The organism is Martelella lutilitoris, from assembly GCF_016598595.1.
Lineage (GTDB): Bacteria > Pseudomonadota > Alphaproteobacteria > Rhizobiales > Rhizobiaceae > Martelella > Martelella lutilitoris_A.
Genome location: NZ_CP066786.1, coordinates 3,814,561 through 3,840,182 on the forward strand (window position 1 = coordinate 3,814,561; position 25,622 = coordinate 3,840,182).

At 63.6% G+C, this 25,622-nt stretch carries 21 protein-coding genes and 1 tRNA gene; 14 read left to right on the plus strand and 8 right to left on the minus strand.

What is annotated here, in order from left to right; translation table 11 throughout:
* Positions 1-77 precede the first annotated feature (77 nt).
* From acnA to JET14_RS18175, 7 genes are all read left to right on the plus strand, one after another.
* Positions 78-2,771 carry an aconitate hydratase AcnA gene (gene acnA, locus JET14_RS18145; RefSeq protein WP_200335357.1) on the plus strand — a complete coding sequence of 898 codons (2,694 nt, stop codon included), beginning with the start codon at positions 78-80 and terminating at the stop codon, positions 2,769-2,771.
* A gap of 194 nt (positions 2,772-2,965) precedes the next feature.
* Positions 2,966-4,051: a Gfo/Idh/MocA family protein gene (locus tag JET14_RS18150; RefSeq protein ID WP_200335359.1), complete on the plus strand. Its 1,086-nt coding sequence runs from the start codon at positions 2,966-2,968 to the stop codon at positions 4,049-4,051.
* Between the two features lie 99 nt (positions 4,052-4,150).
* Entirely contained in the window at positions 4,151-4,744 is a 594-nt protein-coding gene (locus JET14_RS18155) for an exopolysaccharide biosynthesis protein (RefSeq protein WP_200335361.1), read from the plus strand.
* 126 nt (positions 4,745-4,870) lie between these two features.
* Positions 4,871-5,608 carry a DUF1223 domain-containing protein gene (locus JET14_RS18160; RefSeq protein ID WP_200335363.1) on the plus strand — a complete coding sequence of 246 codons (738 nt, stop codon included), beginning with the start codon at positions 4,871-4,873 and terminating at the stop codon, positions 5,606-5,608.
* Positions 5,609-5,785: 177 nt separating this feature from the next.
* Positions 5,786-9,988: a peptidoglycan-binding protein gene (locus JET14_RS18165; RefSeq protein WP_200335365.1), complete on the plus strand. Its 4,203-nt coding sequence runs from the start codon at positions 5,786-5,788 to the stop codon at positions 9,986-9,988.
* Positions 9,989-10,108: 120 nt separating this feature from the next.
* Positions 10,109-11,035: a sulfite exporter TauE/SafE family protein gene (locus JET14_RS18170; protein WP_200335367.1), complete on the plus strand. Its 927-nt coding sequence runs from the start codon at positions 10,109-10,111 to the stop codon at positions 11,033-11,035.
* Positions 11,032-11,823, plus strand: a complete 792-nt coding sequence (locus JET14_RS18175; protein WP_200335369.1) for a TIGR02186 family protein — start codon at positions 11,032-11,034, stop codon at positions 11,821-11,823. The genes JET14_RS18170 and JET14_RS18175 overlap by 4 nt, the downstream gene beginning before the upstream one ends.
* A gap of 11 nt (positions 11,824-11,834) precedes the next feature.
* On the opposite strand, the gene pdeM is transcribed toward JET14_RS18175, so the two are convergent.
* From pdeM to JET14_RS18200, 5 genes are all read right to left on the minus strand, one after another.
* The gene (pdeM, locus tag JET14_RS18180) at positions 11,835-12,548 is read right to left on the minus strand and encodes a ligase-associated DNA damage response endonuclease PdeM (RefSeq protein WP_200335371.1); all 714 of its coding nucleotides are present in this window, start codon (positions 12,546-12,548) and stop codon (positions 11,835-11,837) included.
* On the minus strand, positions 12,545-15,088 hold the full coding sequence (locus tag JET14_RS18185) for a ligase-associated DNA damage response DEXH box helicase (protein ID WP_200335373.1): 2,544 nt from the start codon (positions 15,086-15,088) through the stop codon (positions 12,545-12,547). Before JET14_RS18185 ends, pdeM begins: the two co-directional genes overlap by 4 nt.
* Positions 15,089-15,130: 42 nt before the next feature.
* Positions 15,131-15,766, minus strand: coding sequence for a YitT family protein (locus JET14_RS18190; protein WP_200335375.1), 636 nt, complete (start codon positions 15,764-15,766; stop codon positions 15,131-15,133).
* 122 nt (positions 15,767-15,888) lie between these two features.
* A complete protein-coding gene (locus JET14_RS18195; RefSeq protein WP_246750369.1) occupies positions 15,889-16,194 on the minus strand; it encodes an XRE family transcriptional regulator in 306 nt (101 codons plus the stop codon).
* Between the two features lie 48 nt (positions 16,195-16,242).
* The gene (locus JET14_RS18200) at positions 16,243-17,196 is read right to left on the minus strand and encodes a class I SAM-dependent DNA methyltransferase (RefSeq protein WP_246750370.1); all 954 of its coding nucleotides are present in this window, start codon (positions 17,194-17,196) and stop codon (positions 16,243-16,245) included.
* Positions 17,197-17,356: 160 nt separating this feature from the next.
* On the opposite strand from JET14_RS18200, the gene JET14_RS18205 reads away from it, so the two are divergent.
* Both JET14_RS18205 and JET14_RS18210 read left to right on the plus strand, forming a co-directional pair.
* On the plus strand, positions 17,357-17,623 hold the full coding sequence (locus JET14_RS18205) for a DUF6460 domain-containing protein (protein WP_183487819.1): 267 nt from the start codon (positions 17,357-17,359) through the stop codon (positions 17,621-17,623).
* The gene (locus tag JET14_RS18210; RefSeq protein WP_200335377.1) at positions 17,620-18,111 is read left to right on the plus strand and encodes a CAP domain-containing protein; all 492 of its coding nucleotides are present in this window, start codon (positions 17,620-17,622) and stop codon (positions 18,109-18,111) included. Before JET14_RS18205 ends, JET14_RS18210 begins: the two co-directional genes overlap by 4 nt.
* Here JET14_RS18210 and JET14_RS18215 read toward each other — a convergent pair.
* Positions 18,108-19,190 carry a quinone-dependent dihydroorotate dehydrogenase gene (locus JET14_RS18215; RefSeq protein WP_200335379.1) on the minus strand — a complete coding sequence of 361 codons (1,083 nt, stop codon included), beginning with the start codon at positions 19,188-19,190 and terminating at the stop codon, positions 18,108-18,110. The genes JET14_RS18210 and JET14_RS18215 overlap by 4 nt on opposite strands.
* Positions 19,187-19,534: a DUF952 domain-containing protein gene (locus JET14_RS18220; protein ID WP_200335380.1), complete on the minus strand. Its 348-nt coding sequence runs from the start codon at positions 19,532-19,534 to the stop codon at positions 19,187-19,189. Before JET14_RS18220 ends, JET14_RS18215 begins: the two co-directional genes overlap by 4 nt.
* A 259-nt stretch (positions 19,535-19,793) precedes the next feature.
* Between JET14_RS18220 and JET14_RS18225 the strand changes: the two genes are divergently transcribed.
* From JET14_RS18225 to JET14_RS18240, 4 genes are all read left to right on the plus strand, one after another.
* On the plus strand, positions 19,794-20,441 hold the full coding sequence (locus JET14_RS18225; protein ID WP_061449735.1) for a response regulator: 648 nt from the start codon (positions 19,794-19,796) through the stop codon (positions 20,439-20,441).
* A gap of 104 nt (positions 20,442-20,545) precedes the next feature.
* A complete protein-coding gene (locus JET14_RS18230) occupies positions 20,546-21,223 on the plus strand; it encodes a S24 family peptidase (RefSeq protein WP_200335381.1) in 678 nt (225 codons plus the stop codon).
* A gap of 94 nt (positions 21,224-21,317) precedes the next feature.
* Entirely contained in the window at positions 21,318-21,734 is a 417-nt protein-coding gene (locus JET14_RS18235) for a tellurite resistance TerB family protein (RefSeq protein WP_061449737.1), read from the plus strand.
* A 393-nt stretch (positions 21,735-22,127) separates the two neighbouring features.
* Positions 22,128-23,954, plus strand: a complete 1,827-nt coding sequence (locus tag JET14_RS18240; RefSeq protein ID WP_200335382.1) for a glycosyltransferase family 2 protein — start codon at positions 22,128-22,130, stop codon at positions 23,952-23,954.
* 80 nt (positions 23,955-24,034) lie between these two features.
* Here the strand turns inward: JET14_RS18240 and JET14_RS18245 are convergent.
* Positions 24,035-24,108, minus strand: a tRNA-Gly gene (locus tag JET14_RS18245).
* A 392-nt stretch (positions 24,109-24,500) separates the two neighbouring features.
* On the opposite strand from JET14_RS18245, the gene JET14_RS18250 reads away from it, so the two are divergent.
* Positions 24,501-25,568 carry a DUF475 domain-containing protein gene (locus JET14_RS18250; protein WP_200338162.1) on the plus strand — a complete coding sequence of 356 codons (1,068 nt, stop codon included), beginning with the start codon at positions 24,501-24,503 and terminating at the stop codon, positions 25,566-25,568.
* Positions 25,569-25,622 lie beyond the last annotated feature (54 nt).

Below are 25,622 nucleotides of genomic sequence, written 5' to 3' on the forward strand. Positions count from 1 at the left end.
CCCGCATCCTGATGTCGTAAGTACATAGGCGTTCGCACGGCTAGTCTTGGCCAATCAGAATGAGCGGGGTTTTATCCGTGGCTAAATCACTCGACAGTTTTGAATGTCGCTCCACACTCGATGTGGACGGCAAAGAATATGTTTACTACAGCCTGCCAAAGGCAGAAGCGAACGGGCTCGAAGGCGTCTCGAAGCTTCCCTTCTCCATGAAGGTGCTTCTCGAAAATCTTCTGCGCAACGAAGACGGCCGCTCGGTCACCAAAGACGACATTCTTGCTGTCGCCAAGTGGCTTAACGACAAGGGCACGGCCGGCGCCGAGATCGCCTACCGCCCGGCCCGCGTCCTGATGCAGGACTTCACCGGTGTTCCCGCCGTCGTCGATCTCGCCGCCATGCGTGACGGCATCGTCAATCTCGGCGGCGATCCGGAAAAGATCAATCCCCTGGTCCCCGTCGACCTCGTCATCGACCATTCGGTCATCGTCGACGAATTCGGCACGCCGCAGGCCTTCGCCCACAATGTGGAATATGAATACAAGCGCAACGGCGAACGCTACCGCTTCCTGAAATGGGGCCAGCAGGCGTTCAAGAACTTCCGCGTCGTGCCGCCCGGCACCGGCATCTGCCACCAGGTGAACCTCGAATATCTCGGCCAGACCGTCTGGACCAAGGAAGAGGATGGCGCTGAAATCGCCTATCCCGACACCTGCGTCGGCACCGACAGCCACACCACGATGATCAACGGCCTCGGCGTTCTCGGCTGGGGCGTTGGCGGTATCGAGGCCGAAGCGGCCATGCTCGGCCAGCCGGTCTCGATGTTGCTGCCGGAAGTCATCGGCTTCAAGCTGACGGGCGAGCTCAAGGAAGGCGTGACCGCGACAGACCTCGTGCTGACCGTCGTGCAGATGCTGCGCAAGAAGGGCGTTGTCTCCAAATTCGTCGAGTTCTACGGCGCCGGCCTTGATTCGATGACGCTCGCTGACCGCGCCACCATCGGCAATATGGGTCCGGAATACGGCGCCACCTGCGGCTTCTTCCCCGTCGACTTCGAAACCCTGCGTTACCTCGACATGTCGGGCCGCACCAAGGAGCGCATCGCGCTGGTCGACGCCTATACCAAGGCACAGGGCATGTACCGCGAATCGGGCGGCGAGGATCCGGTCTTCACCGACACGCTGGAACTCGACCTCGGCGACGTCGTGCCGTCGATGGCCGGCCCCAAGCGTCCGGAAGGCCGCATCGCGCTGGAAAACATCGCATCCGGCTTCTCCGAAGCCATGGTCGACATGTACAAGAAGGACAAGGGCGAGATCGAGAAGCGCTATGCCGTCGAAGGCGCCGATTACGATCTCGGCCATGGCGATGTCGCCATTGCCGCGATCACGTCCTGCACCAACACTTCCAACCCCACGGTGCTGATCGCCGCCGGACTTCTCGCCCGCAACGCCGTCGCGAAGGGCCTGAAAACCAAGCCCTGGGTCAAGACGTCGCTCGCGCCCGGATCGCAGGTCGTTGCCGAATACCTGGAAAAGGCCGGCCTGCAGAAGGATCTCGACGCGCTCGGCTTCAACCTTGTTGGTTTCGGCTGCACCACCTGCATCGGCAATTCCGGTCCGCTGCCGGGCCCGGTCTCCAAGACCATCAATGACAAGGGCCTGATTGCCGCCGGCGTTCTCTCCGGCAACCGCAACTTCGAAGGCCGCATCTCGCCGGACGTTCAGGCCAACTACCTGGCCTCCCCGCCGCTGGTTGTCGCCCATGCGCTGGCCGGCACGGTCAGGAAGGACCTGACCACCGAGCCGCTCGGCGAGGACAAGGACGGCAACCCGGTCTACCTCAAGGACATCTGGCCGTCCTCGAAGGAAGTGCAGGAGACGATCGAGAAATACGTCACCCGCGAACTCTACGAGACCAAATATGCCGACGTCTTCAAGGGCGACGAAAACTGGCAGGCGGTCAAGATTCCCGACGGCCAGACCTATGCCTGGGACGATAACTCGACCTATGTCCAGAACCCGCCCTACTTCGTCGGCATGGGCAAGACGCCAACGGCCGTTTCTGACATCAAGGACGCCCGCATTCTCGGCATGTTTGGCGACAAGATCACCACCGACCACATTTCCCCGGCCGGTTCGATCAAGGCTCAGTCGCCCGCCGGCGAATACCTGATGGGTCACGATGTGGCTGTTGCCGACTTCAACCAGTACGGCACGCGGCGCGGCAATCATGAAGTGATGATGCGCGGCACCTTCGCCAATATCCGCCTACGCAACCACATGCTCGGCCCGAACGGCAAGGAAGGTGGCTACACCATCCACTATCCTTCCAAGGAAGAGATGTCGATCTTCGACGCGGCGATGGAATACAAGAAGGAAGGCGTTCCGCTCGTCATCTTCGCCGGCGGCGAATATGGCAACGGCTCCTCGCGCGACTGGGCGGCCAAGGGCACCAACCTGCTCGGCGTGCGCGCCGTGATTGCCGAAAGCTACGAGCGTATCCACCGCTCCAACCTCGTCGGCATGGGCGTGATCCCGTTCACCTTCGAAGACGGCGCGACCTGGGAAAATCTCGGACTCAAGGGCGACGAGACCGTCTCGATCGAAGGCCTCGCCGACATCAAGCCGCGCGAGAAGAAGATCGCCAAGGTCACCTTCTCCGACGGCACGGTCAAGGACGTTCCGATCCTCTGCCGCATCGATACGCTCGACGAGCTCACCTACGTCAACAATGGCGGCATCCTGCAGACGGTGCTGCGCGATCTGGCTGCCTGAGAAGGCCATGGCCATCGATGTGAGATTTGAAGCCGGGCAGCGCAAGCTGCCCGGTTTTTTTTGTGCCTGACCTTCCCTCCACAGCGTGTCTTCCTCGTGTTTGACACGAGGGTCCAGGCGGTATGGGCAGGTTGTGTTGAGGCCATACACCCTGTAACCCACCTCTCAAGCGCATTTTCAGGGAACCTTCGAGCATGTCACCCATACCCTTCGCAGTCATCGGTTCGGGATGGCGGGCGTCGTTCTTTCTCAAGATCGCCGGAGTTCTTCCCGACCATTTCCGCGCCGTCGGCATCGTCTCAGGTCGGCCGGAGGCTGAACGCAGGGCGCTGGCGGAGCGTTGGAACGTCGCGGTATTTGATTCTGTCGACGCGCTTCTGGCGGCAAAACGGCCCGAATTCGCTGTCGTTTCGGTGCGAAAGGGCGAGATCGTCGAACGTATCTCGGAATTTGCCGCGCGCGACCTTCCGGTCCTCACCGAAACTCCGGTCGCCCCCGATCATGATGGATTGCGCGCGCTCCACGAACTGGTCGAGGCGGGCGCGAGGATCGAGGTGGCCGAGCAGTATTTCCTCCACCCGGTCATTTCGGCAATGCGGCGCCTGATCGCCGACGGGCTGATCGGAACGCCCGGCTACGCCCATGTCTCGATCATGCAGACCTATCACGGCATTTCCGTCATGCGGAAACTGCTCGGCATCGGCTTTGAAAACGCGACTGTCACTGCCAGCAGTTTTTCGCTGCCCGTGGTCAAGGGGCCGGGCCGCTACGACCAGCCGGAACGCCTCGAGATCATCGAGGCCAACCAGACCATCGCCACCTTCGATTTCGGCGACAGGATCGGCATCTACGACTTTGCCGAGAGCCAGCACAGAAGCCGCATCCGCGCGCCGCGCATCACCGTGCGCGGCGAACGCGGCGAGATCACGCCGGAGCGTGCAACCTATCTGATCGACGAGCGCACGCCGATGTCTGTGGAACTTGCCCGCATGGACAAGGGACATTTCACCAATTTCGAGGGCTATCACCACCACGCCATCATGGCCGGCGGACGCTATGTCTACGAAAACCCCTTCCCCGGTCCGCACCTGACCGATGATGAGATCGCGGTCGCGACCTGCCTGCAGAACATGCGGCGTTTCGTCGAAAGGGGCATTTCATCCTACAGCTTCGCCGAAGCCGCCCAGGATTGCTATCTCGCAGAGGTGATGCAAAAGGCCGCCGCGGACAAGACGCCGGTGACGAGCGAGACGCAAGCCTGGGGCCGCGCCACCGCCTGAACCCGCCAGACCGGGTTGCAAATCCTTCGTACTTGAAATCGGAACGATGCGCGCGCCTTCGCGTTTTGCCGCCAAGGGACACATTGAGCGGAGCAAAGCGTGAGCAGCAACCAGGACGACGACAAAAACGCGCTGACCGGGATCACCCGCGAGGCGCTCGACCATTCCGATGGAGAGCGGGTTTCCGTTGACGACATGCTCACCACCTTCGGATCGGCCTCCTTCGTGCCGCTCCTGATCCTGCCGTCTCTGCTGGTCATGTCGCCGCTGGGCGGCGTGCCGGGATTGTCCTCGCTGTTCGGCATCATGATCGTGCTGATCGCCGGTCAGCGGCTGATCGGGCAGAAGAGCATCTGGCTCCCGGGCTTCATCCGCAACCGCTCGATCGAGAGCGACAAGGCGGCCGGGGCGATGAAGAAGATGCTGCCTGCGACCCGTTTCATCGACCGGCATTCGCGCCGGCGGCTCGCCTTCCTGTTCCGCGATCCCATTGCCCTCATCCTGCCTTTTGCCTGCGTACTGGCCGGCGCCTTCATGCCGGTTCTCGAGCTTGTCCCTTTCGCCTCGGCCCTTCTCGGGCTTGCCGTCATGCTGGTCGCCTATGCAATGCTGAGCCGCGACGGTTTGTTCGCGCTCGTGGCGCTGGTACCGATCGCAGCGGCTCTCTGGACGGGGAAGACCGTCATCTTCTGATTACATGTTTTTTTCACCCCATCGTGACTTTCGGTTGAAGAGCGATGAGGCTAGATTGACGCCGTGCTTGACAAGCGCCGGCTGATAATGGCCGCGCGATCCCTTTAACCGGTGAAGGTTCCTGCCGTGCTGAAGCAGACGATCATATCGGCCGCCTTTATTGCGGCTTTCGCCTTCTCCACGGCCGAGGCGGGCAAGATCCAGAACCCGCTCGGTGTCCTCGAGCTGTTCACCTCGCAAGGTTGCTCGTCCTGCCCGCCGGCCGACAGGGCAGCAGCCGAGATCGCCGACCAAGGGGACATCATCGTCCTGAGCTTTCACGTCGATTACTGGAACTATCTCGGCTGGAAGGACACGATGAGCAGCCGTCAAAACACCGAACGGCAATATGCCTATGGCGAAGCCATGGGCCGCAGCGGGGTCTACACCCCGCAGGCGATCCTCAACGGCCGCGAGCAGATGATCGGCACCAGCAGAGCCGACCTCAACGACAGCCTCAGAACGCTTGCCGCCGAGGGAGACGGCCTCAACGTACCGGTTTCCACGCAAATGCACGGCGACGAGGTGCTGATCGATATCGGCGCGGGCTCCGGCAGGGCGGACGTCCTCGTCGTCTATCTCAAGGGCGAGGAAGAGGTCGCCATCAAGGAAGGCGAGAACAAGGGCAAGACGATCACCTACCGCAACATCGTGACCGATGTGCAGACGGTCGGCATGTGGCACGGTTCGCCGACCCGGATCACCCTTCCCGCCCGTGTGCTCGACGCCCGCGAGAGCGATGGCTGTGCCATTCTCCTGCAGTCGACCGACAAGGCGGGCAATCCCGGCCCGATCCTCGGCGCCACGCTGATCACCACCGGCTGAAGCGCCTGCCGAACGGGACTTTCGGCGCCCAACACCGGGTTTGCCCGAAGAATTAACAACTTCTTTACCATGTTCGGCGAAAGCTATGGTCAGGACCTATGATGCGGTCTTGCGTGCGTAAAGGGGACAGCTTGCTTGATGCGCCGCAGGAACCGCCAACCAGAGCGGGCGAAAACCATGGCGCAAACGCGGATGACCCAGGACGCAACGGGCGGCAGGCCCTCCCTCGATGCGCTCAACCGCACGATCGAAGGGCTCGAGTCGCGCCTAAGCGATCTGATGGAAGCGCGCCCCTCGCCGCAGCGCCCCGCCCCGCGCCGCTTTCCCGAGCCCCAGCAGGAGCGGTTCCCGCGTGAACGCTCAGCCATGCCCAACCCCGGCTCCGCCCGCGTCGACGCCGAACTGCGCGAGATCGGCCGCACGCTGAAAGATCTGCGCGCCAGCGTGCGCGAGGACTTCTCCGCAAGCCTGCGCGACGAGCTTGCCGGGCTGCACACCATGCTCAGCCATCTCGACCGGCAGACCGATACGCGCGATCTCGATGAGGAAACCCGCGGTGAGTTGATCCGCATTTCCGAGGCCGTGGATTGGCTGGTTGCCAATGCGGCGGCCGATGACGACAGCCGGCTGATGGCCGAGTTCGACCATCTGCAGTCGCTTCTGCGCGGCCTTGCCGACGCCAAGAGCATCACCCGGCTGGAGAACCGGTTCGAAAACATCGAACGCCAGCTTGCCCCCTTCGATGCCGGCCGGCTCGATGCCGAACTGGCAGCCCTTGCGCGCGGCATTGATGACCTCCGCCGCCAGGCCGACGACGATGACAGCGCCCGCAGCCTCGAGGATATCGAGCACCGCCTGTCGTCGCTGGCCCAGGCCATGGAGATGCTGTGCACCCGCTTTCCCGCCGTCGGCAAGAAGCTCGATGGGCAGATCGGCGCAATCGAACGGCGGATCGACGACATCAACCGCAATCTCGAAAACCTCGGACGCCGGCAGACCGAACCCGTCCGCGATGCCGCAATCGAACGGCTCGAGGGGCGGCTGTCCGAACTTGCGAGCGCGGTTACCGCCGTCGACTGGCAGATGCGCGACCAGGGCGCCAAACAGGCAACGCTTCTGGAAAACCTCGACGGCATGGCCCGTCGTTTCGAAGGCCATCGCGGCGATGACGGACATCTGAAGCTTGAGGCGCGCATCGAAAAGCTCGCCGCCGCCGTGGAACGGATCGGCCCGGGAGTGGACCGCCACGCCCTCGGCAAGGCCGTTGCCGAGCTCTCCGACAAGATCGGCGGGATCGACATGGACGGCGCGGTGCGCAAGCTTTCCGAGAAGATCGAGGCCACCGCGTCCGCCGGCTTCGGAGAAGACGACCGGCGTGAGCTGAAGACACAGCTGGACCGCCTGGCAGGCCTCGTCGCCGACAGCGCGCTGGAGCCGCGCGCGCTCGAAGACGTCGTCAGCCGCATCAACGAGCGGATCGGGCGCATCGACGTTCAGGGCAGCGAACGCCGCCTTGCCGCCAAACTGGATTCGCTAAGCCTTTCCGCCACGGGCGATGATGACCGGGCAGCGCTTCGCGACGAGATCAGACGGCTTGCCGGCCTCATCGAAAACGGCCGCCGCGGCATCGAGCCGGCGGCACTCGACCAGGCCGTGGCGAAGATCAACGACAACATTTCCCGCATTGATCTCGCCGGCGCCGAGCGCAGGCTCTCCTCCCAGATTTCCGCCATGCCGGCGCGCGTAAGCGAGCCCGCCGGCAGGACAGCATCCCTGGACACGGAAGCTTTCGAGAAGCGCCTCGCCGCCCGCATCGACGCGCTTGATCTTTCCGGTACGGAAGAGCGCATCACGCGCCGGATCGCCGCGCTGGAAAACGATGGCGCGGAGGAACGCCTCAGCGCCCAGCTTTCCGCCCTTGCCAGCCGTTTCGACGAAAGTCGGCGCGATACCGGCGCGCCCGCGCTTTCCAAACTGGAGCGCCAGATCGCCGAACTGACCACGCTCGTCAGCCGGCCTGATCCCAAACTGCCGCTGGCCGAGCTTGAGGACCGCATCGGCGCGCGCATCGAGAGCCTGACGGCCAGCAATGACGATTATCTCATCGAGGCGGCGCAACATGCCGCCGAGGAGGCGCTGAAGACGTTCGAGGCCCGCCGCAAGGGCGAGGCCGACGAACATATCGCCGTCATCAAGGCGCTGGCCGCCGACATGAGAAACCTCCATAAGGCCGGCCGCGACAGCGAGAGCGCCGCGTCCCTGCATGAAACGCTGAAGACGATCGCGGGCAGGCTCGACACGCTGAACGTCGATGATGACGGCAGGGCGTCGACCGGTGAGCGGAGGCGCGAGGAGCCCGGCCCTTTCGTCGCGACAGCGGCGTCCGCCGCACCGGAAGCGAAGCGCGACGCTGAGGAAACAGTCCGGGAAGAGCGGCAACCGCCGCGCTTCGAGACCCGTTTTGCAGCGCCGGCAGCAAGGCCCGTCCCTGCCCCCGAGGTCAGGACAGACGACACGGCCAGCAACGATGTGCTCGATATCCTCTCGCGCGTGCGCGCCGGACAGAAGTTCGAAGGCCCGGTGCTGCCGGTCCATGACCGGCCCGTGGCCAGGACCGAATACAAGAAGCGCGATCCCGGCAAGCCCGCAGGCCCGCGCAACCAGCGCTTATCCGCCATCGGCCCGCAGGGCGACCTGATTGCCGCGGCGCGCCGTGCCGCCCGTTCGGCGCTCGCCAACGCCGAGGACATGACGCCCTCGGTTTCGCCCAAGGCAGACAGGCACGCGAAGGACGGCAATGGCGACAGGGCCGCCGGCGATGGCTTCTCGCGCAGGCCCGTCTACCTTGCCGCCGGCGCCATTCTGCTGGCCATCGTCGCCTACCCCTTCCTCACCGATTTCGGGCGCGATCGGGAAACCATCATGGAGGCCGTCAAGACCTTCGAGAACAACCCGCCGAGCCTTGCCGCGCCGGCGCGCGCGCCGGCGGACCAGGCGATGCCGCAGACCCCGGCAACCCGCAACGTCGCGGCCGCCCCCTCCCTGCGCGCGCCCGAACGCGGCGTGGTCAAGTCCAATTTCGCCGCCGAGGCCCGCGAGATTGCCGCCGCACCCGCCGCCGACGCCTTCCGCATGATCGAGGCCGACAACACACTCGTGACCGGCAGCATCAAGCCGGATGCGCCCGTCGCCGCGACGGCCGGCAGTCCCGTTTCAACGCCGGAGGCTGCCCCCGCCGAGCCGCCCGTTGCCGCCGCCCCGCCGGCTGCCAGGCCGCGCGAAATGGAAGCACCGGTTGAAACCGCGTCGGTCACCACCAAGGATGTACTCGACATGCTGGCCGCGCCGTCGGCCGCACGCGAGGCGTCGTCGGTGCCCTCGGCGCCGGTCCGCAAAGACCCGCAGGCAGCGGCCCGGAAGACGCCGGCCGCTGCCGTCAGCAGTTCGCCGCCGCCCGAGGCAAGCGGAAAGAGCGAGGCGCTGACCGCGCAGCGACCGAAGGAACCCGCACCGCTCGACATTGCCGTTCCCAGGACCATAAAGCCGGTCGCACTCGCCGATGCGGCGCGGAACGGCAATCCGGACGCGCTTTACGAGATCGGCATGCGCTACCAGGAAGGTCTTGGTCTCAAGCGTGATCCGGCCGAAGCGGCCGTCTGGTTCGACGAAGCCGCCGAACGCGGTTCCGCGCCTGCCGCCTTCCAGCTCGGCAGCCTCTATGAGAAGGGCATCGGCGTCGACCAGGATGCAGCGAAGGCGATCACGCTCTACCGCTCGGCCGCCCGGGCCGGCAATGTCAGCGCCATGCACAACCTCGCCGTCATGCTCGCAAACGGCGCCGGCAGCGGCAAACCCGACTTCGCCGAAGCCGCGAAATGGTTCAGGGAAGCCGCCGAGCACGGTGTCGCCGACAGCCAGTTCAATCTCGCCATCCTGCATGCGCGCGGCGCCGGCGTCGATGGCGATCTCGCCCAGTCCTACAAATGGTTTGCGATCGCCGCGGACGGCGGCGACGAGGAAGCCGCCAAGCGGCGCAACGAAGTGGCCGAAGCCCTGTCCGACGCCGATCTCAACCGCGGCCGGAAGCTCGCAGCGGACTGGGAAGCCAGGGAACCTCTCCCGGCCGCCAATACAGTGACCGCGCCGCCCGAATGGCTGCCGCAGGAAAAGGTCGCAAGCGCGCCCGACAAGCAGGCGATCGTCCGCGACATTCAGTCGATCCTCAATGAACGCGGCTATGACGCCGGTCCCGAAGACGGACTTCTCGGCGCAAAGACCGATTCCGCGATCAAGGCCTTCCAGACGAAAAACGGCCTTGAGCCAAACGGCGCGATCACGCCCGCTCTGGTGGAGACATTGCTCAACGGCAACAGCGTCTGAGAAGAATAAGCGGATCGCAACCGTTTGAATTGACACAAGCGACATCAAGTCGCAGAAAGAAACCGGACCTTAAACAGGCTGGACGAAACCCGTCCGGCCGTTCCGCTATTGGGGAAACGCGTGTCGATTTACCTGCCGATTGCCGAACTTTCGGTGAATATCTTCGTCATTCTCGGCATGGGCGCGGCAGTCGGTTTCCTCTCTGGCATGTTCGGCGTCGGCGGTGGGTTCCTGATCACGCCGCTCCTGATCTTCTACCATATTCCTCCGGTCGTCGCCGTTGCCACCGGAGCGAGCCAGGTGGTCGCTTCTTCGGTCTCGGGCACGCTCACCCATTTCAGGCGCGGCACGCTCGACATGAAGCTCGGGACGGTGCTTCTGACCGGCGGTCTCGTGGGCGCGACGATCGGCGTATGGCTGTTTTCGCTTCTGCGCGATCTCGGCCAGCTCGATCTGGTGATCTCGATCCTCTATGTGGTGCTGTTGAGCTCGATCGGCGCGCTGATGCTGGTGGAAAGCATAAGGGCGATCCGCCGCAGCGCCAGCCAGAAGCCGGTCTCCTTCCGCAAGCCCGGCCAGCACAACTGGGTCCACCGCCTGCCTTTCAAGATGCGCTTCAAGAAGTCGAAGCTCTATCTGAGCGTCATTCCGGTGTTCCTGCTCGGCGGCACGATCGGCGTCCTGACCTCCTCACTCGGCATCGGCGGCGGCTTCATCATGGTGCCGGCGATGATCTACCTGCTGCGCATCCCGACCAATATCGTCGTCGGCACATCACTGTTCCAGATCATCTTCGTCTCCGCCTACACGACCGTGGTTCAGGCCGTGACCAATTATGCGGTCGATATCGTGCTCGCCACGATCCTGATGATGTCGAGCGTGATCGGCGCGCAATACGGCGTGCGCGTCGGACAGAAGCTGAAGGGCGAACAGCTGCGCGCGCTGCTCGCGCTGCTCATCCTGGCCGTCGGCGTGCGCCTCGCCATCGGCCTGGTGGCAACCCCGACCGACCTGTTCTCCGTCGTCTTCGAGGGGGCGCCGGAATGATGAAAACCCTCCTGTCGCTCCTCGCACTCCTCATTGCTCCCGCCCTTGCCCTGGCGCAGGAACAGGCGCCCGTCATCCAGCAGGAAACGCTGGAGATCGGCACATCGACCAACGAGATCGCCATCACCTCGGACTTCTCCGGCGCCGACCTCACCGTGTTCGGCGCCATCAACGATGCCGATCCGATCCTTCTGTCAAAGGGCGGCTATGACATCGTGGTGATCCTCGAAGGCCCGAAGGCGGAGGCCGACGTGCGGCGCAAGGAGCGGGTCTTCGGCATCTGGATCAACCGCCAGACCATTTCCTTCGAACATGTGCCGCGCTCCTATTCGATTTCCAGCACGCGCCCGCTGGAAGACGTGACATCGCCGCAGGAACTGAATTCCGGCGGCATTGGCGTCACCCATCTGCGCATTTCGCCGGTCGGCTATTTCGGCGATGCCAGCGATGTCGCGACCTTCCGTGAGGCGATGCTTCGGCTGAACGCGGCCGACGGGCTTTACGATACCGAGGATGACGGCGTGAAATTCGTTTCCAACAGCCTGTTTCGCGCGAGCCTGAGGTTGCCGGTGAACATTCCCGAAGGCACCCACACCGTGCAGGCTTATCTGTTCAAGGAAGGACGCCAGATCTCAACGCAGAACCTGCCGCTCAATGTGGTCAAGACCGGGCTTGAGGCCCAGTTGACCACCGCCGCCCACGAATACCCGCTGTTCTACGGCCTTGGCGCGGTGTTCATCGCGCTCTTCTCCGGCTGGTTCGCAAGCGTCGTCTTCAGGAAGAACTGAGGTTCCGGGCCCTACCCGGCAAGCGCCGCAAAGGGCAGCGCATAGACGCGGTCCGGCCCCAGCATGCGGACGGTGAGCGCCGCGCGGTCGAACAGGCCGGCAAAGGCCTTGTGGCGCAGATCGAGGCCGCCGCGCGTGGTGGCAAAGGCCGGCAGGATCAGCCGGTTTTCGTCCATCGCGAAACAGGGCCGCCGGACGGATTTGCCCGGACGGCTGAGCGTGGCGGAGGGGTGAAGGTGACCGCAGACTTCCGCTTTTCCCCCTCGCGACGGCTCATGACGGAAGGTGAGCCCTTCGCATGTCCATTCATCAAAGACGCGGCCCGGCAGGCCAAAAACGCCGTCGGGATCGTGATTGCCGTTGATCCACACCCAATCAAGGCCTGTGGCAAGCGCCGAGAGCGCCGCGCGGTGATCGTCCGCCATCTCGCGCGCGCCGACGCGATCGTGAAAATTGTCGCCGAGCGAGACGACGCGGGCCGGACGATAGCGGGCGATCACGGCTGAAAGAGCGGAGAGCGTGCGCGCCGTGTCGTAGGGCGGCACGAAAACGCCGCGCCGGGCATGCGCCGCACCGCGTTCCAGATGCAGGTCGGAAACGACAAGCAACGAAAGCACGGGAAAGAACAGCGCGCCGGAGCAATCGAAAACGACTGGATGGCCGGCAAAAAACGGCCCCGCATCGCTCAAATTGCCACTCTTCAATGATGCCGTGGTCAGGCTCATACTTCGGTTTCTTCCTGCCCTTCGTAAGCGTCTTCGCTTTCCGCCGCCTCAAGCGCCGCGGCGAGTTCATCGACGGCCTCGCGCAGCACCGCCTCGCCGGCCCCGCCATTGACGCTTTCGCGACCGATTTCCAGAAGCACAGGGACGGCGAGCGGCGAGACGCGCTTCAGACGGTAATGCGTCAGATGCCCCTTGATTCGTTGAAGCATTGTGCCAAGGCGGGCAATATCCAGCAAGCCGGAAGCCGCGTCCGCGCGGGTCGCCTGCAACAGGATATGATCCGGCTCGTGGCTTCTCAGCACGTCATAGATCAGGTCGGCAGACACCGTCATCTGACGGCCGGTCTTCTCCTTGCCGGGATAGCGGCGCTCTATCAGCCCGGCGATCGTCGCGCATGCGCGAAACGTGCGTTTGAGCATGTAGCTTTCATCGAGCCAGGCCTCCAGATCATCGCCCAGCATGTCCTCGTCAAACAGCGCCTTGAGGTCGAGCGCGCCGGAGGCCAACATTTCGCCGATATCCTTCAGGCCCCAGACGGCGAGCGAATAATCCGTGGACACGAAGCCGGTCGGCTGCGCGCCCGCCCGCTCCAGCCGCCGGGTTAAAAGCATGCCGAGCGTCTGGTGCGCAAGCCTGCCCTCGAAGGGATAGACGACCATGTAGAAGCGGTTTTCCAGCGGAAAGGTTTCAACCAGGAGCTCGCCGCGCTTGGGCAGATGCGAATGCAGCTCCTGCAGCGAGAGCCATTCACGCACGGACGCGGGCAGCGCCTTGCGCCGCTCTTCGTCGTCCAGCATGGCGCGCACGCCGTCCGCCAGAAAGGTCGACAGCGGAAACTTGCCGCCCGCATAGGCCGGAATTTTCGGGTCGCTGTCGAAGGCGGCGGACGCCATGCACTCGTTCTCCCGGATGCCCTCGAACCGCAGCACCTTGCCGGCGAACAGGAATGTGTCGCCGGGCCTGAGCATTTCGATGAAATACTCCTCGACCTCGCCCAGCACCGCGCCGCCGCGCAAGGGCCCTCCGCGCTTGCCGGGACGAACAAGCCTGATCTTCAGCATCGGCATCTCGACGATGGTGCCGAGGTTCAGCCAATACTGGCGGGCGAAATCAGGGTGGGTCAGACGGTAGAGTCCGTCGGCGGTCTTTCTGATCTTGGCATAGCGTTCATAGGTGCGAAGCGCATAGCCGCCGGTGGCGACGAAATCGACCACGCGGAAAAAAGTCTCACGGGAAAGCCAATGATAAGGCAGCGCCGAGCGCACCTCGTCAAACAACAGGTCCGGATCGAAGGGGCCGGCGCAGGCCATGCCGAGCACGTGCTGGGCCAGCACATCGAGCGCGCCGTCGCCAATCGGCGGGCTATCCTGCGCGCCGACATAATTGGCATCGAGCGCCGCCTGGCATTCCATCACCTCGAATCGGTTGGCGGGCACCAGAATGGCGCGACTCGGCTCGTCCATGCGGTGATTGGCGCGGCCGATGCGCTGGGCAAGCCGGCTTGCGCCCTTCGGCGCGCCGATATGCATCACAAGGTCGATATCGCCCCAGTCGATGCCGAGGTCGAGCGTCGACGTGGCGACAACGGCGCTGAGCCTGCCGGCGGCCATCGCCGCCTCCACCTTGCGACGCTGGCCGACATCGAGCGAGCCGTGATGCAGCGCAATCGGCAGATTGTCGTCATTGATCGACCAGAGTTCCTGAAACACGATCTCCGCCTGCGAGCGAGTGTTGACGAAGATCAGCGTCATCTTGCGCCGTTTCAGTTCCGCGTAGATGTCGGGCGCGGCATAGCGCGCCGAGTGACCGGACCAGGGGATGCGTTGTGACGTCCTCAAAATGGTGATTTCCGGCCGCGCGCCGCCGGCAACGGTGATCAGCCCGGCATGGGGCGGGTCCACCTCGCCGGTCTGGGCCACCAGCCAGCGCTGCAATTCCATCGGGTCGGACACCGTGGCGGAAAGACCGATCGCCGTCAGTTCCTGGCGCAGCCGCCTCAACCGCGCAAGGCCGAGCGACAGGAGATGGCCGCGCTTGGAGGTGACCAGCGAATGCAGTTCATCGAAGATCACGAAGCGCAGGTCCTCGAAGAAGCGGTCGGCGTCCTTGCCGGCCAGCAAGAGCGCGAGCTGTTCCGGCGTCGTCAGCAGGATGTCCGGCGGCTTCAGGCGCTGGCGCTGGCGCTTGGCCTGCGGCGTGTCGCCGGTCCGGGTCTCCATGGTGATGGCAAGGCCGCTTTCGGCGACCGGCTGTTCCAGATTGCGGGCGATATCGACGGCCAGCGCCTTCAGCGGCGAGATATAGAGCGTATGGACCCCGCGCGGCCGCGTTCCGGGCTTTAGCGGGCCTCGGGCATCGAGATCGGCAAGGGAGGGCAGGAAGCCGGCCAGCGTCTTGCCTGCGCCGGTGGGCGCGATCAGCAGCATGTCCTCGCCGCCGCCTGCGCGCTTGAGCAGGTCCAGCTGGTGCGGGCGCGGCTGCCAGCCCTTCGCCGCAAACCAGCGACGAAAGCGCTCCGGCAATGTTTCCGTTTCGTTCATGAGGCTACGATTACAGGAAACAACGCCACGGGAAAGGCTTTTCTACATTGCGATATAGCGGTCGCGGCGATGGTTGAAGGCGAGGATGAGGTTGATGACCAGCGCGCCGGCAATCGAGCAGGCGATGATGAAGGGCGTTGCCACGAAGAAGGAGAGCACCAGCACCATGCCGTCGAGGCCAAGCTGGACATAGCCTGCCTTGAAGCCGAAGCGATCCTGCAGGAACAGCGCCAATATGCCGAAGCCGCCGAGACTGGCGCTGTGGCGAAAGAAGATCAGAAGTGCTGTCCCGACCAACGCGCCGCCGAAGAGGCCGGCGGCCAGCGGATGGGTATCGCCGATCGACAGGAAGCGCGGGATGATGCCGGTCAGCACCGAGGTGAGGCCGACGGCAATGAAGGTCTTCAGCGTGAAAGCGAGGCCGAGCCGTTTCCAGGCGAAATAATAGAACGGCAGGTTGACCGTAAAGAAGGCAAGTCCGAAGCCGATGCCGGTCGAATAGACCAGAAGAAAGGCAAGGCCAGCCGTGCCGCCGGTCAGAAGCCCGCCGGCCTTCAGCACCAGAACGCCGAGCGAGGCGAGCATCGCGCCGGTGACGATGCCCTGGACATCCTCCAGCACCGAATGGCTTTCGGAGGTTGAATTGAGGATGTTTCTGAGAAACCTGTTTTCTGACACGTGACGATCGTCCGGCTGGAACAGGGGCCCCGACAAGGGGGGCGCCCCCTGAATGACATGACCGGGACGCTGGCGCGCATCCCGGCCTCTTCTTCAACCAAAACGGGGCTTTCGTCAAATCCTCAGACGACGTCGTCCTGGTTGACGCGGCCGCCCTCGCCTTCCCAGTTGAGGATGCGCCGGGTTTCGCTCTCGGTGAACTTCAGCCGGATACCGACTCCGCCCTCTTTCTCTTCCGGCAGGAAGACGACGCCGAGCGCCTCGAGCGTCACCTTCAGCTTGTCGCGGCTGGCTTCGCCGAATTCCGCCGTGCCGTTTTCGAATTCGGCGATCTTGTCTTCGGCAAGACCGCTTTCATGGGCAAGCGCTTCGCGGTCGATATGGGCGAGGATGCGGGCAGCGTGACAGAGTTCCGGTGTCAGGGTCATGACGGGCCTCCTTGGTGATGTTTCAAGAGATACCTCGTCTGCAACGCGTCATGCGGGCCGGATGTTCCGTTCTGCCAGAAACAGGATGCCCGGCACCGGCTCGCCGGCATCCTTGCGCAATACCGTGCTGCGTTCCGCCTTCAAGGACAGGCCGGCCTGCGCAAGCTGCTTCCTGACATAGGCCGCGGAATGCGCGTAGCGCAGCGAGGCCAGCAGGGTGAAATCGCTTCCCGGCTCTCCGGCCTCCACCGAAAACAGGAAGAGTCCGTTTTGTGCAATCAGCGCCCTGACGTTTTCCATCAGGCTTTCGAGACCGCCGAGATACATCAGCACGTCTGCCGCAATCACCAGATCGGCGCGCTGCCATGGCATGTCTTCGGCGAAGAGGCCGCTTTCTTCCGGCGTCAGCAGCAGGTCGGCCTGCGCCAGCACGGCATAAAGCCCCTTTTCCTCCGCCTTCTGCAGCATGTTCTGCGACAGATCGAAACCCTCAAGCCGGGTGACGCGCTCTGAGAACGCCTCGCCCGAAAGCCCCGTGCCGCAACCGAGATCGACAGCCAGCGCAAACTGCCGGTCGGCGCCCTCCGTTTCGGCAAGAAGGGCTGCGAGACGTTGCGGCGCACTGTAGCCCAGCCGCTCCGTCAGCGCCTCGTCGAAATGCTCGGCATAGGAATCGAACAGCGCCTCGACATAGCGTCCGGGCGGATGGGCGGGCGCACGCGCAGCGCCGAGCACGGCCAGCTTCAGCCGCGCGGCGAAAATGTCCTCGTCATCGAGCCTTTCCAGGATTTCCAGCGTCTCGATCGCGCGGTCGGTCTCGCCGGCATGTTCGAGATAGGCTGAGAGCATGGCAAGGCCGGCCGGCCAGCCGGGCGCAAGATCGAGCGCCTGTTCCATCAGTTCGGCTGCGGCGGCAAATTCGCCCGCCTCATCCAGCATCCGCGCATAATCGGCGCGGCGATCGGCGATCAGATCGCCGGAGGAGAAGAATAATATGTTCAAAGGGGTCGGGACCGGACAGTTGGACTGACCGCCAATGTCGCTTTTCAGGACGAAAAGCAAGCGGAATTGCGCGGCGAGTCTTGCCTTTCCCGGGAGCGGTTTCCATCTTGATTGCGCCCCAATGTCGCCTTAAGGACGGGCCGGAAAAAGGACGCGCGCAATGAGCAATGAAGTCAATCGATTTTTGGGCGGTACCGTCGTCGGCACGATCGTCAGGCTGCTGGTGGTCTCGCTGATCGTCGGCTTCATCTTCTCCGCGCTCAATATCCACCCGCTCGACATCTGGTATGGCGTCATCGATTTCTTCGGCAATCTCTGGCGGCGCGGCTTTGCAGCGCTTGGCGAGATCGGCCATTATTTCGTGCTCGGCGCCATCATCGTCGTGCCCGTCTTCATCATCATCCGTATCTTGAGCTATCGCCGTTGACCCTATCCACGACCAGCCGCCGGGCCCTTGCGCTTTCAATCTTCGCAATCGGGCTTTCGGCCTGCAGTCTCTTCTCCGGCAGCGGGCTGCCGCGCGGCGAGGTCAGCGCCACGACGATGACATCGACCTTCCTGCCCTGGGTCAATGAGCTGAGGGAAAGCCGCGGCCTTGCCCCGGTCAGCGCGTCCAGGGCCTGCAACGCGGTTGCCGCCGACCAGGCAAGCCGCATGGCCCTTGCCGACAGGATGAACCACATCACCGGCCCGGAAAGCGTTGCCGCCCGCTTCAAGCGCAACGACCTGCCGCTGCCGGCGGCTGAAAACATCGCCATGCATCAGGCAACGCCCGAGCGCGCATTCCGGGCCTGGGTGGTGTCGCCCAGGCATCTGGAGAACATGCTGGGAAATTATTCCCATCTTGGCGTCGCCAAGGCGACGAGCCCGAATTCCGGCAACACGCCTTTCTGGTCCATGTGCCTCAGCAGCTAGACTTGAAAGGGCCTCGACGCCCAATCACCGACGGCCGTGTCGCGCAATTCGCGAAGCGATGACGCACCGTCCCTGTCGAGCGCTTCCAGCATGGCAGCAAGACCGTCCGCGATCAGCTGCGGCCCCTCATAGACCATGCCGGAATAGATCTGCACCAGATCCGCGCCGGCGCGGATCTTTTCAAGCGCGCGGGCGCCGGTCGAGACGCCGCCGACGCCGATGATCACCTTTTCCGGCCCGAGGCGCTCTCTGACGCGCGCCAGAAGCGCCGTAGAGCGTTCAAATAGCGGCGCGCCGGAAAGTCCGCCGCTCTCGCCCGCCAGTCTTGCGTCCGTCAGGCCGTCACGCGCAAGCGTGGTGTTGGAAACGATCACGCCGTCGAGCGTGCTTGCCGTGACCTCGGCGATGATATCGTCCAGCCCTGCCTCGGTGAGGTCCGGCGCGATCTTGAGGAATACCGGCAAACGGGATTCCGCCTTCTCCCGCGCCTCTGCGACGGCATCGAGCAACTGCCTGAGCTGTTCGCGCGCCTGCAGGTCTCTGAGGCCCGGCGTGTTGGGCGAGGAAATGTTGACGGTGAGATAATCGGCAAGCGAGGAGAAACGGGCGATGCCGGCGACATAGTCGGCAATCCGGTCTTCGGACATCTTGTTCGCGCCGATATTGACGCCGACGATGCCGCGCCGCTTGCGGGCCGCAAGCCTGGCTGCAAGCGCCTCATGGCCATCATTGTTGAAGCCCATGCGGTTGATCACCGCTTCGTCCTTCACCAGCCGGAACAGGCGCGGCTTGGGATTGCCCGGCTGCGGGCGCGGCGTGACCGTGCCGACCTCCACATGGCCGAAGCCGAGCTTGACCAGACCGTCGATCGCCTCGCCGTTCTTGTCGAGGCCGGCTGCAACGCCGAGCGGGTTGGCAAAGGACAGGCCTGCCGCGGAAACGGCAAGGCGGGGATCGGCGGCATGGCGTGCGCGCGGCAGAAGACCGGATGCGATGCCCTTGACGGTGAGCCCGTGCGCCACTTCCGGATCGAGCATGAAGACGGCGTTGCGCGCGCCGCATTTGAACAGGTTGATCATGCGACAAGCCCGCTGAAATCATGGCCGCCGGCTCTTGTTTCGGGGATCGGCTTCTCCCAGAGCACGGCGGAAAAGGGAAGGACCGCATAAAGATGGGGAAACAGCGCGCCACCGCGCGACGGCTCGTATTTCAGCGCCGGCCCGAGCGCCTGCGGGTCGACCGCGACCAGCAGGAGGTCGCGCTGTCCTCCGAAATGACGGGCTGCGGTCTCCTCCACCTGTTCCGCCGTCGAAAAGTGGATAAACCCGTCGGAAAGATCGACGGGGGCACCCCGATAGACGCCGGCAAGGCGGGCGGCCTGCCATTCTGAGCGCGCGACAATCTTGAATATCGGTTGCGGCATGAGCATCGGCTCCGGTGGCTTGGTTGCGGCACGGTTTGAACCAGTAAGGGGCAAAAGTCCATGACAATTGAGACCCGCCGCATGAAAGCAACAGCAAATGCGGGCTTTTCCGCGTCGTTCCCGTTTTTTTTATTGATATCCGTTGCAAACACGCGATCATGGAAAAGACTTACGTCGTTTTGTTGCAGCATTGACGCGTTGCCTCTCTCGCGTGACAAGTAGCTCAGGTTGTGACATTGCCTTTGGGAGGAGGCAGGAAATGACCGGACAGACAATACTGATCGCCGATGATCACCCGTTGTTCCGCAGCGCCCTGAAACAGGCCATCAGCGGCATGGCGACCTATTACGCCGTTGTCGAGGCTGGCGATTTCGACGGCGTGCAGCTGGCCGCCCGGGAAAACCCCGAGGCGGACCTGCTGCTGCTCGATCTCGCCATGCCGGGGGTCAGCGGGCTTTCCGGCCTGATCACGCTGAAGGCGGAGTTTTCCAGCCTGCCGATCGTGGTGATTTCGGCAAGCGATGACGACGATACGATCCGCCGCTCGCTGGCGCTCGGCGCCTCCGGCTTCATCTCCAAATCCGCCGGCATCGATGAATTGCGCAACGGCATTCGCACCGTGCTTTCCGGCGAGATCTATACGCCGGAGAACTTCGAGGGCGGCGAGGAGACCGACCCCGACATCGCCGACATGCTGGAACGGCTGCAGACGCTCACCCCACAGCAGTCGCGCGTGCTGCGCATGTTGTGCGAGGGCCTTCTCAACAAGCAGATCGCCTATGAACTCGGCGTATCCGAGGCGACCGTGAAGGCGCATGTTTCGGCGATCCTCCTGAAGCTTAATGTCGACAGCCGCACCCAGGCGGTGATTCAGTTGGGCAAGGTCAACATGGCCATGGTCGCGTGACGCGCGACAAAGGATTTTATTCCTGTCATGGCTTTACGTCATGATAGGCCATGCGTTATAGTCCCGCCGTTATCAACGCGCCATCGTGGCCGGAGTGAACAATCATGTCCAGCAGGCTTCGCCACAGCGCCATCTGGGACGCGATCGATGATCTGGCCGCGCGCCACAAGCTGACCCCCTCGGGCCTTGCGCGCAGGGCCGGGCTTGATCCGACCGCTTTCAACAAGTCCAAACGGCTTGGCAAGGACGGGCGCGAACGCTGGCCGTCGATGGAATCGATCGCCAAGGTGCTCGATGCGACGGGCAGCGATCTGACTGCCTTTCTCGACGCGGAAGCCGGCCGCGCGAACGATAGGGGCGCGCCGCCATCAGGCGCCTTCCCGCCGCAACCCTCCACCATTCCCCTGCTCGGCCTTGCCCGCGCAGGCACCGGCGGCTTTTTCGACGACGGCGGCTTTCCCGTCGGCCAGGGCTGGGACGAGGTCGATTTCCCCGCGCCCGCGCGCGACAGCCACAGCGTCTATGCGCTCGAGGTGCAGGGCGACAGCATGCTGCCGCTCTACCGCGACGGCGACGTGCTGATCGTCGAGGCCAACGCCGAAACCCGCAAGGGCGACCGCGTCGTGGTCAAGACCCATGACGGCGAAGTCATGGCCAAGGTTCTGGTGCGCCGCACCAGCCGCCAGATCGAGCTCATGTCGATCAACCCCGCCCACGAAAACCTCACCTTCGATCTTGCCGCCGTGGAATGGATCGCCCGCATCATCTGGGCGAGCCAGTGAAGCATTTCGCAGTCAGCCGGAACGCCTGACCTCCGCGAAAATGCAGGAAAGCCAATAGAATGCTGAAATCCGCATCCAATCGAAAGACATGCCTATGACCCGGACACCGCTCACTCATTATGATGCCCTGATCTATGTGATGGTCATGGCTTCAGCTGTAGACAGCGCCATGAGCGATGACGAACTGGCCCGCATCGGCCATATCACCCGCTCGCTGCCGGCCTTCCGCGGGTTTGACGAGGACCGCATAACCGATGTCGCCCATGCCTGCGCCGACATCCTGTCCGGCGACGAGGGCATGGATATCGCCCTCGAAATCATCCGAGACACGCTGCCGGCGCGGCTTTACGACACGGCCTACGCGCTCGCGGTCGAGATCATGTCGGTGGACCAGGCGATCAGACCGGAGGAGATCCGCCTGCTGCAGTTGCTGCGCGACAGGTTGCACCTCGACAAACTGACCTGTGCGGCAATCGAACGCGGCGCGATTGCGCGCTACCGCGCGCTCTAACGCATTTCGCAGTCAGATGGAATCATCTGGCGACCGCAAAGATGCATCAAAACAAAGAGATAGGGCGGTTCCGCGCGTCCGTGAAAGGCGAAACCGCTCTGGATGTCAGCGTCGGGCGCGAAAGTGGGACTCGTTTTTCGACAAGCCGATGATCTGGACGCGGTTGTTGATTTTTTGGCCGGGAACGCGAGGGTCAGGCCGCAGGCTCGAAGAATCTTAGCGTGTATTTGATAAAAATCGCTCTTACATGTTGTGATTTTTTCAAAACGTGCCTTTACTTGAAACCTGCAGAATTGCACGTATTGCGGGTTTCAGGAGGGTTCGATGACGGCTTCGTCCTTGTACGCGGTACCGCGCCCAAGCCCGAAGCCATCGGCCCGGCGGGACGGTCGGTTGAGCGATCCGTTTGCCGGCGAGCGGCGCATGCTGCGCCGTCTTGGCTACGAGGACGCGCTGATCGAACGGGCCGAAACATCCGCCCGGCAAAACGGCACCACCATAGAGGACGAACTTCTCGCCGAAGGCTCTGTTCTGCCGGAGGCCTATTATCGTCGCCTCGCCTTCTATCTCGGCCTGCCTTTCCTTGCACGGATCGACTCCGAAGCCGTTTCCGACCGGCGCAGGATCGACCGGCTGCTGGTCTCTCCGTCCGGTCTGCGCCTGGAAAGCGGCGAGGGCGGCGCGACATTCGCGATCATCCCGCGCGCGAAAGACCTGGCAGATCTGCATGCCCGCCTTTCCTTCCGCCCCGCCATTCGCCGGGCCGTGGTGGTAACCATGCCGTCGACGATCCGCGAGACCGTCTGGCAGGTGGGGGCTCAGCGCCGGCTCGCCAACACGATCCACCGGCTGATGGTATGGGAACCGCGCTTTTCGGCGCGGATCGTGTTCTGGGGCAAGCAGGGCTTTCTGCTCGGCGGCAGCGTTGCCACCTTTCTCGTCGGACTTGTCCTTTTCACCGCCGAGACGCTGCTCCTGACGCATATCCTGTTTTCAACTCTCTACGCCCTCTCCCTTCTCATCCGGCTTGCGGCGGTGGCAAGCAGTCCCGGCGAGGAAACGCAATCCGTGGAAGACGAAGAGGAAGGCGCCTTGCCGGTCTATACGGTGCTGGTCGCCCTCTACCGCGAAGCCAACATGATCCCGCAGCTCGTCGACCACATGAAGAGACTGAACTGGCCTGCCTCGCGGCTTGACGTCAAGTTTGTCTGCGAAGCCGATGACAGCGCCACCATCGCCGCCATAAGGGCCGAGAGGCTGCCGCCGCAATTCGAACTGGTCAGCGTTCCGCCGGCCCTGCCGCGCACCAAGCCGAAGGCGCTGGACTACGCGCTTTCCGGCGCGCGCGGATCTCTTCTCACCATCTATGATGCCGAAGACCGGCCGCATCCCGACCAGCTGCGCGAGGCCTGGCGCGCCTTTCGGACGGGACCGGCGTCGCTTGGCTGTCTGCAAGCGCCGCTTGTCGTCGACAATATCGGGCAAAACTGGATCTCGGCGCTGTTTGCCTGCGAGTATGCAGGCCTCTTCCGGGGCATCCTGCCGTTTCTGGCGCGCCACCGTTTCCCCCTGCCGCTTGGCGGAACGTCGAACCATTTCCGCACCGATGTCCTGCGCGCGTGCCGCGCCTGGGACCCCTACAATGTGGCCGAAGATGCCGATCTTGGCCTGAGGCTGCACCGTCTCGGCTATCACTGCGGCGTGATCGGCAACCCGACGCTGGAGGAAGCGCCGACAAGTGCGAAAGCCTGGATCGCCCAGCGCTCACGCTGGATCAAGGGCTGGCTGCAGACGCTTCTGGTCGCGCTGCGCGAGCCATCCCGGCTCTTTTCGGAACTGGGCACGCTTGGCGCACTGGTGTTCCTCGCCAACGGCGCAGGCGTCGTCCTGTCCTCGCTGCTGCACCCGCTCCTTTTCGCCGCGCTGTTCATGACGACCGCGGCGATCATCCATCCGGACTATGATTCCGGTCCGCTTCACCAGGTTCTCTCGGGCATCGACATTGCCAACATCCTGGCAAGCTACTGGGTTTTCCTGAGGCTCGGCCTGTCCCGCATGCAGCCGCAGGAAGCGCGGCAGATGCGCGCGGATGCGCTCTACCTGCCGATCTACTGGCTGATGCTGTCCTTTGCTGCCTGGAAGGCGCTGGCCGAGCTCTATCGTGCCCCGTTTTTGTGGCGCAAGACGGCGCATCGGCCGAGCCGTAAAGAGAGCCGCTGAGGCGCGCCGGACAGGCCCGTGATGAGAGCAAGCGCCGTGCAATCGGCGAGGCGCTCCCGGAAGGGCGCGTCGCAATCCATTGGAGCGGGTAACGGGAATCGAACCCGTGCGTTCAGCTTGGGAAGCTGACAGGCTACCATTACATCATACCCGCGCATGGCCTGATGGCGATCATTACCACCGCCGCGGGCTTTCCGGCAAGCTGAAAAACAGGTCGGCGGCCCGGAGCGCCGGAGCCGACAGGCCATAATCAGAGGTCACAACGCCGGAGGGGTTGACGGCGCGCGCGGCGTGGCTAAATCTGTGAGCGCCGATCGCAACAGGGCAGACCCGCAGGGGCCGGCCATTTTTTGCGCGACGGGGTCATCCCCCAAAATCCGCGCGCGACGGCAAACCCGGTGCCGGGCCCCTCTGGCGAGAGTTTGACGGCGCTCTCGTGATGTCGGCACCGCCCGCAAATTAGCCGGCGGACATGTCTATCATGCTTCACAACCATCGCGTCGGATCGCATGCGCAAGGCGCATGCGCGTCCAACGACATCGCCGCATCATCGAAGGTGCTGCCATGACCTCCACCCTTTCCTATTTCAAATGGGCCTTCATCGTCACGGCGGTCGGCCTTCTCGCCAGTGCCGCCTACGGCTATTTCAGCTTCGGGGCCGGCGGAGCGCTGACCTTTCTCTTCATCACCGCCGTGCTCGCAGTGCTCGAAATCTCGCTCTCCTTCGACAATGCGGTAGTCAACGCCAACAAGCTGAAGGCGATGAGTCATGTCTGGCAGCGGCGCTTCCTCACCTGGGGCATTCTGATCGCCGTTTTCGGCATGCGGCTTGTCTTTCCGCTAGTCATCGTCGCGCTTGCCGCGAAAATCGGACCGATCGCCGCCATTCATCTGGCCTTCGCCGAACCGCGCGCCTATGCCGAGATCATGCATCATGCCCATCTGCCGATCGCCGCTTTCGGCGGCACTTTTCTTCTGATGGTCGGGCTCACCTATTTTTTCGATCATGACAAGGACGTACACTGGCTGCCCTGGCTGGAGGAACCGATGGCGCGATCGGCCTCGATCAAGGGCATCGAGATCGGCATTGCGCTCGTTCTCATCCTCGTCTTTTCCGGCCTGGTGGCCGAAGAGCGCGCGCAAGATTTCCTCTATCCCGCGCTTTACGGCCTGATCACCTTCCTTGCCGTCGAAATCCTGAGCGGCTTTCTGGATGCAAGCCAGGCCAAGGCGGCAAAAACGGCGGCCCAAGGCGGGCTCGGCGCCTTCATCTATCTGGAAGTGCTGGACGCGAGCTTTTCCTTCGACGGCGTGGTCGGTGCCTTCGCCCTGACGAAAAACCTGCTGGTGATCGCCATCGGACTTGGCATCGGCGCGATGTATGTGCGCTCGTTGACAATCCTGCTGGTCGACCGCAAGACGCTGTCCCAATTCCGCTTTCTCGAGCATGGCGCCTTCTACGCCATCCTGGTGCTCGCGGTAATCATGTTCGCCCAGACCCTCGTTCATATTCCCGAAGCAGTGACCGGGCTTGTCGGCGCGGGCCTGATCGGGCTTTCGCTCTGGTCATCGCTGCGCTGGCGAAAGCTGGAGCGGATAAAACAGGCGCTTTAGAACATTGCCGACCCGCAAGGCCGGTTTTCGCCCTCGCTGGGATTGCTCAGGCGT

What these genes read in the sequence shown, in the direction of transcription:
- JET14_RS18185 (WP_200335373.1), bottom strand. Translation starts at nt 15,088, where the DNA reads ATGAACGAAACGGAAACATTGCCGGAGCGCTTTCGTCGCTGGTTTGCG.
- JET14_RS18230 (WP_200335381.1), top strand. Translation starts at nt 20,546, where the DNA reads ATGTCCAGCAGGCTTCGCCACAGCGCCATCTGGGACGCGATCGATGAT.
- pdeM (WP_200335371.1), bottom strand. Translation starts at nt 12,548, where the DNA reads ATGAGCCTGACCACGGCATCATTGAAGAGTGGCAATTTGAGCGATGCG.
- JET14_RS18235 (WP_061449737.1), top strand. Translation starts at nt 21,318, where the DNA reads ATGACCCGGACACCGCTCACTCATTATGATGCCCTGATCTATGTGATG.
- JET14_RS18225 (WP_061449735.1), top strand. Translation starts at nt 19,794, where the DNA reads ATGACCGGACAGACAATACTGATCGCCGATGATCACCCGTTGTTCCGC.
- JET14_RS18195 (WP_246750369.1), bottom strand. Translation starts at nt 16,194, where the DNA reads ATGACCCTGACACCGGAACTCTGTCACGCTGCCCGCATCCTCGCCCAT.
- JET14_RS18220 (WP_200335380.1), bottom strand. Translation starts at nt 19,534, where the DNA reads ATGCCGCAACCGATATTCAAGATTGTCGCGCGCTCAGAATGGCAGGCC.
- JET14_RS18215 (WP_200335379.1), bottom strand. Translation starts at nt 19,190, where the DNA reads ATGATCAACCTGTTCAAATGCGGCGCGCGCAACGCCGTCTTCATGCTC.
- JET14_RS18205 (WP_183487819.1), top strand. Translation starts at nt 17,357, where the DNA reads ATGAGCAATGAAGTCAATCGATTTTTGGGCGGTACCGTCGTCGGCACG.
- JET14_RS18165 (WP_200335365.1), top strand. Translation starts at nt 5,786, where the DNA reads ATGGCGCAAACGCGGATGACCCAGGACGCAACGGGCGGCAGGCCCTCC.
- JET14_RS18150 (WP_200335359.1), top strand. Translation starts at nt 2,966, where the DNA reads ATGTCACCCATACCCTTCGCAGTCATCGGTTCGGGATGGCGGGCGTCG.
- JET14_RS18175 (WP_200335369.1), top strand. Translation starts at nt 11,032, where the DNA reads ATGATGAAAACCCTCCTGTCGCTCCTCGCACTCCTCATTGCTCCCGCC.